Source organism: Bdellovibrio bacteriovorus (assembly GCF_001592735.1).
Taxonomy (GTDB): Bacteria; Bdellovibrionota; Bdellovibrionia; order Bdellovibrionales; family Bdellovibrionaceae; genus Bdellovibrio; species Bdellovibrio bacteriovorus_D.
In genome coordinates this window covers 55,831-71,149 of record NZ_LUKE01000003.1, presented here as the reverse complement: position 1 = coordinate 71,149, position 15,319 = coordinate 55,831, and the positions used below count along the sequence as shown (strand labels likewise).

General features: G+C 47.3%; 14 protein-coding genes. 8 read left to right on the top strand and 6 right to left on the bottom strand.

Annotated features, from left to right (window positions below; genetic code table 11):
- Positions 1-134 precede the first annotated feature (134 nt).
- The 6 genes from AZI86_RS12765 to tatA all read left to right on the top strand — a co-directional run bounded on the left by AZI86_RS12765 (position 135) and on the right by tatA (position 7,549).
- The gene (locus AZI86_RS12765; RefSeq protein ID WP_061835590.1) at positions 135-1,106 is read left to right on the top strand and encodes an ABC transporter permease; all 972 of its coding nucleotides are present in this window, start codon (positions 135-137) and stop codon (positions 1,104-1,106) included.
- 9 nt (positions 1,107-1,115) lie between these two features.
- Entirely contained in the window at positions 1,116-2,333 is a 1,218-nt protein-coding gene (locus tag AZI86_RS12760) for an ABC transporter permease (protein ID WP_061835589.1), read from the top strand.
- A 278-nt stretch (positions 2,334-2,611) separates the two neighbouring features.
- Complete coding sequence (locus AZI86_RS12755; protein WP_081111918.1) at positions 2,612-5,563, top strand: tail fiber domain-containing protein; 2,952 nt, start codon at positions 2,612-2,614, stop codon at positions 5,561-5,563.
- Between the two features lie 129 nt (positions 5,564-5,692).
- Positions 5,693-6,610, top strand: a complete 918-nt coding sequence (locus AZI86_RS12750) for a trypsin-like serine protease (RefSeq protein ID WP_061835587.1) — start codon at positions 5,693-5,695, stop codon at positions 6,608-6,610.
- Positions 6,611-6,649: 39 nt separating this feature from the next.
- Entirely contained in the window at positions 6,650-7,237 is a 588-nt protein-coding gene (locus AZI86_RS12745; protein WP_253715931.1) for a hypothetical protein, read from the top strand.
- Positions 7,238-7,309: 72 nt separating this feature from the next.
- Positions 7,310-7,549, top strand: a complete 240-nt coding sequence (gene tatA, locus AZI86_RS12740) for a twin-arginine translocase TatA/TatE family subunit (protein ID WP_061835585.1) — start codon at positions 7,310-7,312, stop codon at positions 7,547-7,549.
- Here tatA and AZI86_RS12735 read toward each other — a convergent pair.
- Genes AZI86_RS12735 through greA form a run of 3 tightly spaced genes read right to left on the bottom strand, consistent with a single transcriptional unit; the run spans position 7,546 to position 10,882 of the window.
- A complete protein-coding gene (locus tag AZI86_RS12735) occupies positions 7,546-8,355 on the bottom strand; it encodes a glycerophosphodiester phosphodiesterase (RefSeq protein WP_253715929.1) in 810 nt (269 codons plus the stop codon). The two genes, tatA and AZI86_RS12735, sit on opposite strands and share 4 nt — an antisense overlap.
- Before the next feature lie 2 nt (positions 8,356-8,357).
- On the bottom strand, positions 8,358-10,346 hold the full coding sequence (locus AZI86_RS12730) for a hypothetical protein (RefSeq protein ID WP_061835584.1): 1,989 nt from the start codon (positions 10,344-10,346) through the stop codon (positions 8,358-8,360).
- A gap of 47 nt (positions 10,347-10,393) precedes the next feature.
- Positions 10,394-10,882 carry a transcription elongation factor GreA gene (greA, locus tag AZI86_RS12725; RefSeq protein ID WP_061835583.1) on the bottom strand — a complete coding sequence of 163 codons (489 nt, stop codon included), beginning with the start codon at positions 10,880-10,882 and terminating at the stop codon, positions 10,394-10,396.
- Between the two features lie 127 nt (positions 10,883-11,009).
- Between greA and AZI86_RS12720 the strand changes: the two genes are divergently transcribed.
- On the top strand, positions 11,010-11,303 hold the full coding sequence (locus tag AZI86_RS12720) for a (2Fe-2S)-binding protein (protein WP_061835582.1): 294 nt from the start codon (positions 11,010-11,012) through the stop codon (positions 11,301-11,303).
- On the opposite strand, the gene AZI86_RS12715 is transcribed toward AZI86_RS12720, so the two are convergent.
- Positions 11,269-11,706: a (2Fe-2S)-binding protein gene (locus AZI86_RS12715; RefSeq protein WP_061835581.1), complete on the bottom strand. Its 438-nt coding sequence runs from the start codon at positions 11,704-11,706 to the stop codon at positions 11,269-11,271. The genes AZI86_RS12720 and AZI86_RS12715 overlap by 35 nt on opposite strands.
- A 112-nt stretch (positions 11,707-11,818) precedes the next feature.
- On the opposite strand from AZI86_RS12715, the gene gloB reads away from it, so the two are divergent.
- Positions 11,819-12,577 (top strand): hydroxyacylglutathione hydrolase, encoded by a 759-nt coding sequence (gloB, locus tag AZI86_RS12710; RefSeq protein WP_061835580.1) that lies wholly within the window; start codon positions 11,819-11,821, stop codon positions 12,575-12,577.
- A 21-nt stretch (positions 12,578-12,598) separates the two neighbouring features.
- Here the strand turns inward: gloB and AZI86_RS12705 are convergent, their stop codons facing one another.
- The gene (locus tag AZI86_RS12705; protein ID WP_061835579.1) at positions 12,599-13,960 is read right to left on the bottom strand and encodes a TIGR01777 family oxidoreductase; all 1,362 of its coding nucleotides are present in this window, start codon (positions 13,958-13,960) and stop codon (positions 12,599-12,601) included.
- Positions 13,961-13,980: 20 nt separating this feature from the next.
- Complete coding sequence (locus AZI86_RS12700) at positions 13,981-15,285, bottom strand: cryptochrome/photolyase family protein (protein ID WP_061835578.1); 1,305 nt, start codon at positions 15,283-15,285, stop codon at positions 13,981-13,983.
- Positions 15,286-15,319 lie beyond the last annotated feature (34 nt).

Below are 15,319 nucleotides of genomic sequence, written 5' to 3'. Positions count from 1 at the left end.
TTCAAAACGGCCCAGATGCAAGGCGGAGGATCTCGACTGCCACGGAGCCGTACTTAAAGTACGGCGAAGAGCAAGGCGAGACCGCACAACGCAGTCAGATGGGCCGTTTTCAACGGCCCCAAACGGAGGTCCTAGTGGGAACATTTATTACTCGTCGTATCTTGCAGACTTTGGCAGTCATTGTGGTGCTGTCCTATGTTTGCTTTTATTTGATGAGCCTTATGCCCGGTGATCCCGTGGACATGATGGTGGCCTCCAACCCAAAAATGACAACCGAAGACGTGGCTCGTTTAAAAACTTTGTATGGATTAGATCAACCTATCTATAAACGTTATGCTTCATGGATGGGTTCGATTCTAACCGGTGATCTTGGTTACAGTCGTACTTACCGTGTTCCGGTGGAAGAACTTATGGGGCCTCGCCTTTGGAATACCGCTATACTTTCTTTTGCCTCTTTAGCGGTGTCATTGATGATCGCCATTCCCTTGGGCGTATTTTCGGCCTTACGCCCCGGTAGCAAACTTGATTACTTTATGAATCTGTTTTCTTTTGCCGGGATTTCGATTCCTTCGTTTTGGCTGGCGATCGTTTTGATTATTATTTTCGCCGTGAAGTTTCCGATTCTGCCAGCTGGCGGCACGCAAACCATTGGCGCCGACAGTGGCGGCTTATGGGCGGATATCATGGATCGATCTGTTTATTTAATTTTACCGGTGGCAAGTTTAGCCATTCAACAGATCGGTCGTTTTTCGCGCTTCACTCGTTCGGCGATGCTGGAAGCCATGAGAAATGACTTTATCCGCACCGCCCGCGCCAAAGGTCTTTCCCGTCGTCAGGTCGTCTGGCAGCACGGATTTAGAAATGCGCTGATTCCTTTGATTACAATTTTGGCTTTAAGTTTCTCTGGCTTGTTTTCAGGAGCCATTTTAACGGAAACCGTCTTTGCGTACCAAGGTGTCGGCAAACTGGTTTATGATTCTATTATCGGAAATGACTATAACGTTGCGATGATTTCGTTCGTGATTTCGGTCAGCATGGTCTTGCTGATGAACTTGGTTGCGGATATCTGCTATGGATTTGCAGATCCTCGTATCTCTTATCAATAGGACTGGCGGATGACTACACAAGATATGACGATGGACAGTTTTGAAGCAGAAAATGAAAAGGCCGTAGCCAATCGCGCGGAGATCGAAAAACCACAGCCGATGTGGAAGATGGTTTTAAAACAATTTATGGAACACAAGCTGGCCGTCGCCGGTGCGGTCGTCATCATCTTGTTTTTATTGATCTCTATTTTTGCTAACCAAATCGAAGCGATTTCAGGTATTGATCCAGACGCGCAAAATGTGGCCCATCGTTATCTGCCACCGTTTACCACGGCCGAATCAGGTCAGGACGTACGCGAAACGTCGATTGAACAATTTATTAATTTACACCCAGAGGCGGCGGACAAAATTCAAAAAGCTTTGGTGGAAAAAGGTGTCGTGCAAGTCGCCGAAGCCGATGCGATTTACGAATTAGCACCAATGGCTCCGAAAGAGGCCATTGAAAAGCTAAAATCTCTCGACATCCCCGAAACTGCGCCCTTGATTAAATCATTTAATGATTTTTCGACTCTGCACATCTTTGGCACCGACGAATTGGGCCGGGACGTGTTTATTCGTCTGGTTTATGGCACACGTGTTTCAATGGGTGTTGGTATTTTAGCCGCCCTGGCTTCGGCCTTGATCGGTCTTTTGATCGGAAGTTTGGCGGGATATTACGGCGGTATTATCGATACCATCTTAATGCGTGTGACCGATGCATTGTTATCTTTACCCACAATTCCGGTCTTGATCGTGATGGCCGCTATTGATTTCACTAAGATCCCCATTTTGAGTTGGGTCGTCAGCACACAAAATGAAAGTATCTTTAAGATGGTTATCATCTTATGTATTTTCTCGTGGATGACGGTGGCACGGCTGATCAGAGGAAGTATTTTGTCGATTCGTGAGCGCGAATTTGTTTTAGCCGCAAAAACTTTAGGTGCCAAAGACAGCACCATCATCATTCGTCATATGTTCCCGAATGTCGTAGCCCCCATGCTTGTGTCCGTGACCTTAGGGGTGGGCGAATCCATTCTGTTTGAAGCCGCTTTATCATTCTTAGGATTAGGTATCATGCCTCCGACACCCAGCTGGGGTAATATGCTTAACAACGCCCAAGAGCTTATTTACCAAGCTCCTTTCTTAGCGATCTTACCCGGGGTCTTGATCCTTATGACCACGATCAGCTTTAACTTCGTGGGTGATGGGTTGCAAGACGCCATTGATCCTAAAGCCATCCGTCGCTAATATATTCTCACTTCATGGAGCCATTTTTTTGCTCCATGAAGTCATTCTCCGTCTGACTTTACATCTTAATTAGCTAAGCAAAATAATGTTAAGCTGTTAAAAAACGTTGACCGTTTTTTTGAGCTCACGCCTTTCTTCCACCAAATTTCGTCTTAAAACATTACAGATTTAGAGCCTGCCTTTAATAACTTAAACCCCCGGCCGATAAACATTTTATAATGTAGGCGTTGTCAGGTTTTGCAAAACGGAATTTTACGGAGCGTTATTTTGAGGGCGTGATGACACGATTAATATCGAGATTATTCACAATACTTTTTTTAATTTGGGGCGCAACACCTGCGGCATTGGCGGTGGTCGCGGCGACGTCGACCTCATTAACATATCAAGGACGTATTGTTAAGACTGACGGCACACCTTTGCAATATGCAAACGTCAGCTTCCTTTTTCAAATCAAAGATCCATCGGGCGCTTGCGTGATTTATCAAGAGCACGTCACCGGGATCAACATGTCCGGATCCAATGGCGTTTTTGATGTGCCCATTGGAATGGGAACCATCTCTTGGCCCGCGGGCCCCGCGACCGTTATCGACGTATTTAATAATTCCAGCGCTGCTGCTTGCGGCGTGTGTTCCGGATATACCTGCACCGCAGGCTCTAGCACCTATACACCTCTCGCATCAGATGGTCGGGTTTTATCGGTGAGCTTTCATGATGGTCAAGGTTGGAAAGCCATCACGCCCGACACGGCTATTCGCGCGGTGCCGTTAGCCGGTTATGCACGTTCCGCACAAAAGCTGGGCCCCTATGCGGCGAGTGATTTTCTTATTAAGTCAGATATCAATAACTCCGGAGCGGGATCGGTGTCTTGTAATGGCGGTCAATTTTTAACTTGGGATGCAAGTACTCTTAAATTCGGATGTGCTTCTGTTTCTGCCGGTGCTGGCGGAACAGTCACGACGGTCTCAGTGGGATCTCCTCTTGCGGTGACGAATGCCAGCACCACTCCACATATCACGATCCCTGCGGCCAGCAGTTCCCAAAATGGATATTTGACTTCCACCGACTGGGCGACCTTTAACGGAAAACTCAGTGCCAGTGACTTGGCTTCACAAAATGCGGCAGGCTTTACCGGCGCACTCAGTGGCGACGTCAGCGGAAATCAAAGCTCCACCTCCGTCGATAAAATTAAGGGTGTCGCGATTTCTGCCACCGCCCCTAGCACCAACCAAGTTTTGCAATATAACGGCAGCAGCTGGGCGCCCAGTCCGTTGCGACTTCCGGCAGCCGCTCCTTCAGTTTCGGGGCAAGCTTTAGTGGCCGACACGACGGGCGTTTTGTCGTGGCAAAGCTTAAACAGTGGGACGGTGACAGCAGTAAATGCGACGTCTCCGTTGAGTTCCTCTGGTGGTGCGACCCCGACGCTCTCCCTTGCCGGGCTGAGCTCGCTAGGATCCGCCCATCAGATTTTAGGAATGAACAACGCAGCGAATGGTTATGAATATAAATCTTTAAGTGGCACTTCAAATCAGATCTCGGTCAGTCATGGTGCAAACTCGATCACCTTAAGTACACCGCAAAATATTCACAATGCGGCCTCCCCCACTTTTGCCGGACTGACGCTGTCGGGAATGTCATCGGGCGGTTTTGTTAAAAACTCAGGCGGCGGTGTGCTTTCGGGAGGTCATAGCGTCGCCCTTAGCAGCGATGTGAGTGGCAGTTTACCCTTAGCCAATGGCGGTACGGGGGCGACAAGCTTTTCGGGTTCAAGTGTTATCGCCTCAAATTCAGGAGGAACTGCTTTAACCACTGTTGCCGGAACGGTGAACGGATCGGTTTTGCAACACACGCCTACGGGTCCCGCATTCAGCACGGCCAGCTTTCCTAGTACGACATCGATCCATCAGATTTTATATTCTTCTGCCAACAATGTGGTGGGCGGACTGGCGACAGCAAACGACAGCGTTCTTTTAACAAACTCTTCGGGCGCGCCCAGTTTTCTTGCTAAATCCAGCGATCATTTTTCTCAGTATGCACTTCTTGCCGGACGAGGTGCGGGACAAACTTTGTATGGAGGAACCACTAGCGGTGCGGACCTCACCTTGCATGCGTCAAGTGACGCCACCAAAGGAGATATTTTATTAAATCCTTCCGGCGGCAGAGTGGGAGTTCGTCACACGAATCCCACCGCTCCCTTGACGGTAGGTGGTGATATTCACACTCACTCCGGAAAATTTGCGGGCTATATGAATAATGCCGGGGGCAATGCCTTTGAGGCCGCCTCCATAGAGCCGTATGCAGACAGCTTGACTTCAGGCACCGAATCCTCGGGCTTGCGATTTTGGACCCGCGTGAGTGGAGCGGTGAACAATGTGATGGATTTAGGAAGTCGTATTTATGCATGGACGACGGTCGAACAATTTTCGGGGTACACCGTTCACAATCATGCCAGCAATAACGCCAACGGACATCAAATGGAATTTTATAAATCCCGTGGGACGCACACCGCACGCCAGCCGGTGGTTGCCAATGACAATTACTTTGCCATTGTGGGGTCCACTTATCACAGCGGCAACGCTTGGGGCTCACCTTCCATTTTACTTGCCGGAGTTGCCACCGAAAATCACACCGCCACTGGGGCAGGTTCGGCCTTTGTGTTTCAGACCACAGCCAATGGCACCACCACCCGCGCCAATCGTTTGATCATCCAACACAATGGCTATGTGGGTATCGGCACTAATGGACCCAGTTATCCTTTGCACGTGGTGGGTGATACTTACACGAGTGGCTATTACCGATCCCCCAATGGCGCCATTCAAACGTCGGATGAAAGATTTAAACGCAATATCGCCACCATAAATAATCCTTTAGAGAAACTTTTAGAAATTCGGGGGGTGACCTATGATTGGCGTGCGCAAGAATTTCCAGACAAGAAATTTAACGAACGACATCAGTTAGGCGTGATCGCGCAAGAAGTTGAAAAACAATTTCCCGAAGCCGTGATCACCGATAACGAAGGATATAAATCCGTTCAATACACGGCCTTGGTGGCTCCGTTGATTGAGGCGATAAAAACGCTTTATCAGAAGCTCAACATCATGGATCAAGATAAAGCCAGCAAGGCCGAGCTTGAAGCCGCCAATAAAGAGATTTTAAGGCTTCAACAAGAAAACACCGAGCTTAAAATGCGCATGGAGAAAGTTGAAAAAGCGCTGCTTTCGGGGCACGGGTAAAAGAGCCGCTCTTGGGCGCTCCCCTGAAAAAAGGTAAAGAAGCCTTTCTATTAGGCATTTTAGGCACAATCCATCCTTATTTCCGACGGTCCTGCACTTGCTTAGAAGCCCTGGCAAGTGAGGATCTTTATGAAAAAAATGGCGTTGGCTTTAGGCCTTTCGGTGGCGTTTTCGTCTTTAAATGCATTGGCTATTTATAAGGGGAACCCGGTTCTTAAAAACGATCTGATTGAACGAGCGACGTTTCAATTGGTCCTTACTGACGCCCAGATACCAACTTTGAAACTGCCATCTTGTACGGCCACACTTATTAGTCCGACCGTTTTATTGACGGCGGGTCACTGCTTCGGTCATAAAAAAAACATCACCTATAAGATCGCTTACACCAACGCAAAAGGCATGAAGGTGCAGGTTCCCGTCGTTAAAGTGGTCATCCATGAAGGCTTCAGTGAACATACCGTGGAGGGCTTTGGCGAGCTTGTTCAAAATGATATAGCGCTGGTTAAAATTGCCAATCCCGTGACGGGCGCTATCCCCGCGCAATTACCTTCAAAAAACTGGCGTCCCCAAAAAAATCAAGAAGTGTTGGTTGCCGGTTATGGTGTTAACGGTCATCAAATGACGGCCGAAGAGATCAAAGAGTCCCCGGAAGGAAAAGCCTTGATTGAAAAATCAAAGGCCCATCCACCAAAGACGGAAGCTGAAATGTTGGACTTTGTCGCCGCTTTGATGAGCTTAACTGAAGCCAAACCCTTACTGTGGACCAAATCAAAAGCCAGCGTTGTTGAAAGAACTTCTTGGGCTTTACCTATGATGCTTTTATCTAAAGGGGACTCGGTGTGTTCGGGAGATTCTGGCGGCCCTTCTTACATTCGTTCAAGTTCTAGTGGTCTGATCGTGGTGGGCGTGCACTCCACAACCACTAATGGCGACTGCGTCGACACTCGCCCGAACTGGTGGTCTTCGTCCCAAGCTAAAGGTTATGACACTTTAGTTCCGCTTTACCTTGACTGGATCCGCACCAACATCGCGGCACTTTCGCGATAAAACCGTCAATTGTCGGTACAGGTCTGTAAAATAGAAAGGGTGAGCGATCTCAAAGCGAACTCTTTCCCCGCTCCGCGCGGCACGGATCTTGGAATGCTGAACAGGCGTAATGGGGTGTTTATGAAAACCGTGTTTTCTTTTTTCGCGACAGTTCTTTTTTCGGCTAACGCATTTTCACAAAATGCTTCTTCAGAAATCATGTGCCGAGGTCAGGCCAAAGAAATCGCGATGCAGACCTACTCGACATGCATCACCCAAGCTCGCGCCACCCAAGTTGATGAAGTTCGCAAAGCTTATCAAAAAGAATTGGCCGACCTAAAAACGAAATATGACCAAGAGTTAAAGCGCATCGGCGGCGGTTCTGCTGCCAACAAGAAATCAGCTAAAAATGCCGCACCCGTTCAAGCCAGTAAGCCCATGAAAGCAGCAAAACCCGTGAAAGGTATCGCCAAAGAATTACCTTCAAAAACTGCGGAATCCTCTGAAACCATGCCGGTACAGACGGTCTCAGCAGGGACTAAGGTCGTTGCCGCCGCCCCTGAATCAGCTTTAAATATGGCTGATCCGGTCGAGACTGAGGCAGCCCAAGCTGAACAGATCGAAATTATCGATATGACAGGCGAATAGGCCGGCTTCCGCGTTGATTTTCACCCCGGACCGGTCTAAAACAGGTACACTGTTTATACACGGAGGAACCCCATGGGTGAGTTTAGCATTACGCATTTACTTCTTTTAGCTATCATCGCATTGATCTTTTTTGGCCCGAGCCGTCTTCCACAATTGGGACAAGGACTGGGTAAAGCCATCCGTGGTTTCAAACAAGGTTTAACGGAAATCGACGTGGACGCTAAAGACATCCACGACAATCACGACCAAGTCAGCCACAAACAAAATGCGCAAAACCAAGCGCAAAAACAAAGCGAAAAACAAAACTCTTAGTTTGTTTTGGCGGAAAGCGGGCCTTCATACAAAGTATCGCTGATGATACTGATAGCGCCCGCTTTAAGAAATGCTTCCGCCTTAGTGGCGTCATTCACTGTCCATAAAGCCACCGGGATTCCCCGCTTTTTCCAAGCCCGCAGATCCTCTTCGGTCACATAGTTATAATCTAAATGAAGTGCATTGGTATTGATGTAAGGGGCCAGCCACATATGGCGCAGGTAAAATCGATTTCCCTCGGCAATTTCTTTGGTTGCCAGTAACGCACGCGGGACCTCCGGCAAAAGATGACTTAAACGCCAAATCGCAATCGGATTAAAACTAGAAAACAAAATCCGCCGTTGGCTTTGCGTTTTTTTAACGACTTCACTCACCGCTTTTTCTAGGCTGCCATCAAAGATCGACCCCGTTTTGAGTTCGATATTTATAAACTGCGGTGACTCTAGATCTGTCAACACCGACTCCAAAGTCGGCGCTTGCACCAGGTTTAACATTTCATCCGCGCTTAAATCTAAAACGAGCTTTTCAGAGTTTCCGATACGCTTTAAATCAGAATCATGAAACACGACAGGCACGCCGCCTTTAGAAAGACGCACATCCAGTTCAATCATTTTTAAACCCCGCTTTTGCGCGGCTTGAAAAGAGGCCCGCGTATTTTCACGCGCGCCTTCTTTCCAATAACCCCGATGCCCTTGGTACAAAGGCGGAGTTAAAGAATTTTCCGGCCAGCTTTGCGCCTTCCAAGTGTGATGATGAATCACTAAAGCCGAAAGCACCAGCACTGCCACTAAACCAAAAGTCATCATGATTATTTCCTCATTGGATTCGGTGAAGAAGACTCTTCACTGAAGAGCGGATTTTCCCGCGTTCCGGAAATTTGCCACTTTTTACTGTCTTTACCTTCACGGTTTAAAACATGTCCATGCAGTTCACCAGAAGTATTCCAGCCACCTTCGGTGGTGAGTTTTCCGCTTTTGCCGACTTGAGCTTGGAATTTTCGCCATGTCATATTTTGCGATGATTTCACGCGGAACTCACCATCGAGCGTGTTTAGTTTTAAACCACTGCTTTCCCACCACTCTGGGAATGTGACCGTTCTTAATACCGCTCCGGCCGGAGACGTCGGGGCCACATCCAGCGAACTCATTTGCGTGCGCAAAATCATTTCTTGATCTTTCCAATCAAAGTGCGCCTTGGTTTTTCCAAACGACACACCTTCGACATTCATCGAATCAATGCGCACCAGACCTTTAAGGAAGCTCAACTGACCGTCCTTCAGACGTAAATCACTTTCCACCGTCATATTGCCAATGGAACCCCCATTGGTCATAAGCTTTTGCACGGCAGGATCAAAGGACATCTCGTCCACATCCGCTTTAACTTGCACATCTTTAAAATCGCGATCGGCCTTCATCTGCACATCGCCGATAAACATTCCGGCTCGGGGTTCTAAACGACGAACATCAAAGCTCCAGGTGTCATTTTTAAGTGCGATGTCGCCAACCATGGAGTCAATGATTTGCACTTCACGCTGGCCTTTATTTGAAAAGACGAACTCAAGTCCTGTATGTTGACCGGTCATTTTCATATTTTTATCTGAAATGATTTCCGCCCGCCCCGTGAACTGTCCAAGGGAACCAAGAACATTCGTTTTTTTAGGACGGTTTAAAAGAGTCAGCAGCTTTTCGATATCTAGTTTATCGATATTCACCACGATCGGAGCATAAGCCAAAGGATCTAGAGTTTGCACTTGGATTTTATCCACATACATTTCGCCCAAATCGCCTTCTAAGCGCAGGTCACGAATTTCCATCGGCGAAGATCTTATTTTATCCACCGCCGACACCGAACGCGCTTTGGTTGAAATCCACACTTGGCGGCCGTTGAGTTCGGAAGAAACTAGATCATATTTCTGGGCTATTTGCAGAATTTGGCTTAAGGGAATGTGTTTTAGGTCGGTTTCAATCGCGAGCAGATTTTCATCCATAGTGTAATTGGCAATCACACTGTAGTGACCTTCGCGCCAGTTTCCGAAGACGTGTGTTTGCACGGATTTTTCGGGAGATTCTTTGTATTGGACATACAGATTGGCGTGCGAAAGATAGTCTCCCACCGCTTCGTCTTTAAGCAGATGAGTTTTCGCTTTCAACTCTATCACCCGAGGGTTGTAGCTTTTCACCTGGACCGCGAAATTTAAAAGTTCAGGTTTATAAAGCGGAAATTGATTCGCACTGATTTTTAATTTCTGCACAAAGATGCTACGAACATCGTTTTGATATTTCTGAGAATCTTCCGGAGGACTTAAAGAAACCAAGGGAGCGGCTTTTTTAGGTTCCGCCGCCGCTGCGGCATTAGGTGCTTGGTTATCTTCACAGTTTTTTACATTTTGGCGCAAGTTCAGGTTTACAATGTTGGCTTGAATATCCCGAATGGCGCCCTGACCACGAAGCAAAGAAACCAGGGACACCGGTAAGCGCAATTCATCAATTTCCAAAAGCGGAGCTCCCCAACAGGCTTGTTCGGATTCCATGCGGATCTTAGAAATGATCACGGCCATTTGCGGCAAGATGCCGTCGCTGAGACTAAAATAAGCAGAATCAAAATGCACGCGCACGTCTTTGTGAATGTGGCTCGCCGCTTTTTCAATTTGTGCCGACACGCGGGCGGGCGACAAAATGGACTTCACCGTATAGCCCATTAAAAAAGCCACGATCACACCGATCATCACGACGGTCATTCCAGGTTGTTCAGCAATTAAATGGCGATCAGAAACAGATACGTATTTGCGCTTGTCCATGTCTTATTCTCAAGCGACAGACATGGACAGACAAGATCTTTAACGGATTATTTATAATCGAAAGCCAAGATTTCGAATTCTTTGTCACCTTTGGGACTTTGAACAGTGACAGTGTCCCCGACTTTTTTACCGATAAGCGCACGCGCCGTTGGAGACAAAACTGAGATCAATCCACTTTTAACGTCAGACTCATCCACACCCACGATTTGGTAGCTGAACTCTTCTTCCGTTTCCGTATCGACAATCTTTACACTTGCACCGAACACCACGCGATCCGATTTGATCTGAGCTGTATCGATAACTTCCGCTCCGGCAAGCTTGCCCTGAATTTCAGCAATACGGCCTTCAATCATACCCTGACGCTCTTTGGCAGCTTCGTATTCCGCGTTCTCAGAGATATCACCTTGGGCGCGAGCTTCTTCGATAGCGCGAATAACGGAGGGACGCTCCTCTAAAAGAAGCTTTTTAAGCTCGGCTTCCAGCATTGCTTTACCGCGAATGGTCATTGGAAGTTTATCTGCAGATGTAGTAGCCATTTCTTCTCCTAGTTCAGAGGGTCATCTGTTGTACCGGATTCCGCCTGAATATTCAATGCGTTGTGACGCACCGACCAAAGGACGGCCCGGCATATCCTTTTAGGGGGCATCGCATTACAATAAAATCATGGGCGCTAAGAAGAAGAACGAAATTATTTGCCGCTGCAATGAAGTCAGCCGAGACACAATCGAGAAAGCCATTCTTAATGGCGCCCGCACGCTCAATGAGATTTTTGATACCACCACGGCCGGTGTCGGCCCCTGTGGGGGATCTTGCCGGCGTAAACTGGCACCCTTATTACAGACCTATTTAGATACCGGTCAATTTCCAGAAAAGATTGTCGAAGACACGACGGGGAAATACCCCAAAGACTCACGCGGTCCGATTAAGCCGACTTCCGACCCAAGCGATAATCAATAATTTTTTGAACTTCGGGACGACACGTACCACAGGCTGTACTTGCCGAAGTTTGACGAGTCACCACTTCGGGCGTATGCGCACCAGCGATGACGGCTTGATCAATAGTGTGGGTAGAAATATTTCGGCAATGACAAACTTCATCCTCCCCGTAAGGAAAAACCCATTCGCCACGCAAACGCAAAATCATCTCCTTTAAAAGAAGACTTGAATGATCCTCTGCTTGCGGCAAAGGCCACTTTGCAATGTCGGGACCAAATGCTTTTCGCATTTTTTGCATCATATCCATAAACTCAGCGCATCCTAAAATTGAAACATTTTTGATGGGACCAGGACGAGAGGGTTCTTCGCCCTCACATTCGACTTCGATAAAATCCCGCCCGTCTAACTCGACCCTGATCTTCATATTAGCTCTTAATTGTAGTCCTAAGTGGGCGTTCCTGAAAGACCAGTTTGTGCTATGATACAATCCTGCCTAGGTCTTGTCCTGCTTTGAAACTCTTGAGACAATAGAGTCTATGGACGCAAATAAACTTAAAGTCGAACTCATCCCTATTTTTGAAGACAACTATGTCTTCGTCCTTGTGGATCCCGAGTCCCGCGAGGCCCTGGTCGTCGATCCGGGCGAAAGCTCGGCGACCAAAACTTATTTGCATGAAAATGATCTTAAATTGAAAGGCATTCTTTTAACTCATCATCACAATGACCATATCGGGGGCGCCCAAAATCTTAAAAACGATTTCCGTGCTCCCGTATGGGCACCTTTAAAAAATAAATCGCAAATTCCTTTTGCCGATACTTACGTGCAAGATGGCGATGTCTTAGAATTTGATGACGTGCGCTTTGAAGTCATGGCACTTCCCGGTCACACCCTTGGCCACGTGGCTTTTTTTAATCCTTTAAAGCGTTGGATATTTAGCGGCGATGTTTTATTCGGCCTAGGTTGCGGACGCCTTTTTGAGGGAACGCCAGAACAGGGTTATGAAAGCTTACAAAAACTAAAAACCTTGCCCGCTCAAACCCTGGTTTATTGCGCGCACGAATACACTGAAACCAATCTGCAGTTCTGTAAAATGCTTTCAATGTTTGATGATTCTCCCATCATGGGTGGCGATGAAGATTTAGAGCTTTATGAAAATGAGCTGACCAGCAAGCGCGAATTAAATATCCCGAGCGTGCCGTTAAAGCTATTTATTGAACTTAAAGTAAATCCATTTTTATTGGCTAAAAATGCGCAGCAGTTTGCTTACTTGCGGGACTTAAGAAATCGCAATTAGGCGACCGCAGGTCGCCTAATTTTAAGATCGCGCCCAATCCTTTGAGGCCACGAACTGCCGGCGGTATTTAAAGATTTTTGCGACATCGCCTTTCACAAAAGAGCCGCCAAATAAGCGCCCGACAATTCCTAAAGGCAATCGATAGCGCACGCGATCGACCATCAAGGTGCCTCCGCAAAAGGGACGGAATTCATGGGTGTGATGCCAAAGACTGTAGGGACCTTTAAGCTGGTTATCAACAAAGCGATGCGGGGGTTGCCATTCATCGATTTCCGTTTTCCATTTTAAAGGAATGCCGTGGACCTTGAGATCGTAATCAATCAAGGTCCCTTGCCGAATACGATCCGTCGACATGCCACGGATTTTAAAATTCAAAGTCGGCGGCGTGATTTCTTCTAAGTTGTGCGCGTCTTGGAAAAAGGTAAAAACTTTTTCCGGAGGAAGCGGAATAAATTGTTCGGAATAAAAAATCTCTTCACCGTCTTTTAAAGGGGCGCAAAGATCATTTAAAGCCTCTTCGATATTTGAGAACTGGAATTGATAACCTAACTCTTGCGCACGTTCAGCGCTGCCCCGAAGAGAGGCCAGGATAAAGCTCGACATTTCTCCAAACACGGTTTTTAACGCGATAAGGGGAACGCTCGGCCCCATGGATTTTCCTAAAGACGCTGCGAGACACTTTGAAAAATCGCGATTGGTGACGGGGTTGGGTGAACATCCATTCACCGGTCCTTGCATCGCGGGATTTTCAAGCGCGTGAACAAAAAGGCCCGCGATGTCGTTGATATGAATCCAACTCATCCACTGCTGCCCGTCACCTAAAGGTCCCCCAATGCCGGCTTTAAACGGCACTAGCATTTGTTCTAAAGCACCACCTTGATGGGATAAAACCACGGACGTGCGAATCATCACCGTGCGACCGTGGGCTTTCGCCGCCTCCGCCTCCCATTCCACACAGACCTTTGCTAAAAAATCGGAGCCGGGCGCGTGATCTTCTTTCACGATCTCGTCTTTGCAGTCGCCATAAAAACCAATAGCCGATCCCGAAACAAAAACCTTTAAAGAGCTGGGCAGGCTGGATACCAGGTTTCGGGTGGCGATCACGCGCGATGAGTAAATGCGTTCCTTTTTTTCGTCTGTCCAGCGCTCTCCAAAAACAGATTCGCCCATAAGGTTGATGACACCCTCAATTTCCGCAAGCTTTTCATCATGAAGCGCGCCTTTATTTAAGTCCCCGGGGATGATTTGGCAGGGAAAGGGCAGATTTTCTTGCGCCTTTTTGCCGTCGCGACTGACAACAAAAATCTCATGGCCGTGTTCGGCTAATTTTTTTCCAATTTCTTTGCCAATAAGTCCGGTGGCTCCGGTCATAAGAACTTTCATGATGATCTACTTTCTTTTTATTATTTCTTTAAAGCCTTGTGATAAGCAGCCAAACATCGTCCTCGAGACTCTTGAGGGTCGATCATGGCTTCAGGATAATCTTCGCTTTCAAATTCGGGAACCCATTTTTTGATGTATTTCTGCTCAGAATCAAATTTCTTAGCCTGGGTTTCAGGATTAAAAATGCGGAAGTACGGAGCCGCATCACAGCCCGATCCCGCCGCCCATTGCCAGTTGCCGTTATTTGCGGCCAAATCATAATCCAAAAGCTTTTTGGCAAAGTAACGCTCCCCTTCATACCAATAGATCAGCAAGTTTTTGCATAAGTAACTAGCAACCACCATCCGCACGCGGTTGTGCATAAAGCCTGTCGCATTAAGCTCACGCATCCCGGCATCCACCAAGGGAACACCGGTTCTGCCTTCGCTCCATTTTTTAAAATCAGATTTTGAATTGCGCCAAGCAATCTTGTCGTATTCGGGACGAAAGCTTGCTTTTTCCACATGCGGAAAGTGCCATAAGATCTGCATAAAGAAATCGCGCCAAATCAATTCACTCAGCCACACGGCCGAGTGCTTCTGACCTAAGCGCGCCAAAGCCCGGACACTGACCGTCCCGAAACGCAAATGCATCCCGATACGGGTCGTGCCGTTTGAAATCGCGGGGTAATCCCGATTTTGGGCGTAGTTTTCTAAAGTCTTTGTTGAGATTTTAGATGAAGGCAATTCAATGTCGGTTTTTTCAAACCCCAGCTCTTGGAGCGTCGGAGCTTTTTCCGCCTGAACCTTCAAGAAAGACTTAAAGTATTTTTTGGTGGGATAAGATTTCAGGTAAAAGGCATTGAGCGTTTTTAAAACCTTATTTTTATACGGAGTGTAGACGGTATAAGGCTTGCCGGCCTCCGTGAGAATCTCTTCTTTTTCAAACAGACATTGGTCTTTAAAGCTTTTAAATTCAACACCCTGTTTTTGGGCCCAAGCTTCGACCATGGCGTCGCGTTTACGGGCGTAAGGTTCATAGTCATTGTTGGTGTAAATGGCTTCAATTTCGAACTGCTTAGCAAGCTTATGAAAAACCTCGAGGGGCTTGCCATGGCGAATGATAAGATCACTGTCCTTTTCTTGGAGCTCGCTTTTCAGATCTATCACCGTTTGATAAATAAAGCTGACGCGGGCATCCTTAGAGTCTTCAAGTTTTTCTAAGATTTCAGAGTCAAAAATAAAGAGCGGTAAGACCTGCGGATGATTTTTGAGCGCGTGATAAAGACCCGCGTTGTCATCCAAACGTAAATCACGGCGCAACCAAAACAATACTACTTTTGCCATAATAAAGATTTAACATTCCATTTTAATAGGGTAC

Bases quoted from the DNA above. Each gene is read 5' to 3' on its own strand.
- AZI86_RS12760 (WP_061835589.1), top strand. From the start codon at position 1,116: ATGACTACACAAGATATGACGATGGACAGTTTTGAAGCAGAAAATGAA.
- AZI86_RS12755 (WP_081111918.1), top strand. From the start codon at position 2,612: ATGACACGATTAATATCGAGATTATTCACAATACTTTTTTTAATTTGG.
- AZI86_RS12750 (WP_061835587.1), top strand. From the start codon at position 5,693: ATGAAAAAAATGGCGTTGGCTTTAGGCCTTTCGGTGGCGTTTTCGTCT.
- tatA (WP_061835585.1), top strand. From the start codon at position 7,310: ATGGGTGAGTTTAGCATTACGCATTTACTTCTTTTAGCTATCATCGCA.
- AZI86_RS12735 (WP_253715929.1), bottom strand. From the start codon at position 8,355: ATGATGACTTTTGGTTTAGTGGCAGTGCTGGTGCTTTCGGCTTTAGTG.
- AZI86_RS12730 (WP_061835584.1), bottom strand. From the start codon at position 10,346: ATGGACAAGCGCAAATACGTATCTGTTTCTGATCGCCATTTAATTGCT.
- greA (WP_061835583.1), bottom strand. From the start codon at position 10,882: ATGGCTACTACATCTGCAGATAAACTTCCAATGACCATTCGCGGTAAA.
- AZI86_RS12720 (WP_061835582.1), top strand. From the start codon at position 11,010: ATGGGCGCTAAGAAGAAGAACGAAATTATTTGCCGCTGCAATGAAGTC.
- AZI86_RS12715 (WP_061835581.1), bottom strand. From the start codon at position 11,706: ATGAAGATCAGGGTCGAGTTAGACGGGCGGGATTTTATCGAAGTCGAA.
- gloB (WP_061835580.1), top strand. From the start codon at position 11,819: ATGGACGCAAATAAACTTAAAGTCGAACTCATCCCTATTTTTGAAGAC.
- AZI86_RS12705 (WP_061835579.1), bottom strand. From the start codon at position 13,960: ATGAAAGTTCTTATGACCGGAGCCACCGGACTTATTGGCAAAGAAATT.
- AZI86_RS12700 (WP_061835578.1), bottom strand. From the start codon at position 15,285: ATGGCAAAAGTAGTATTGTTTTGGTTGCGCCGTGATTTACGTTTGGAT.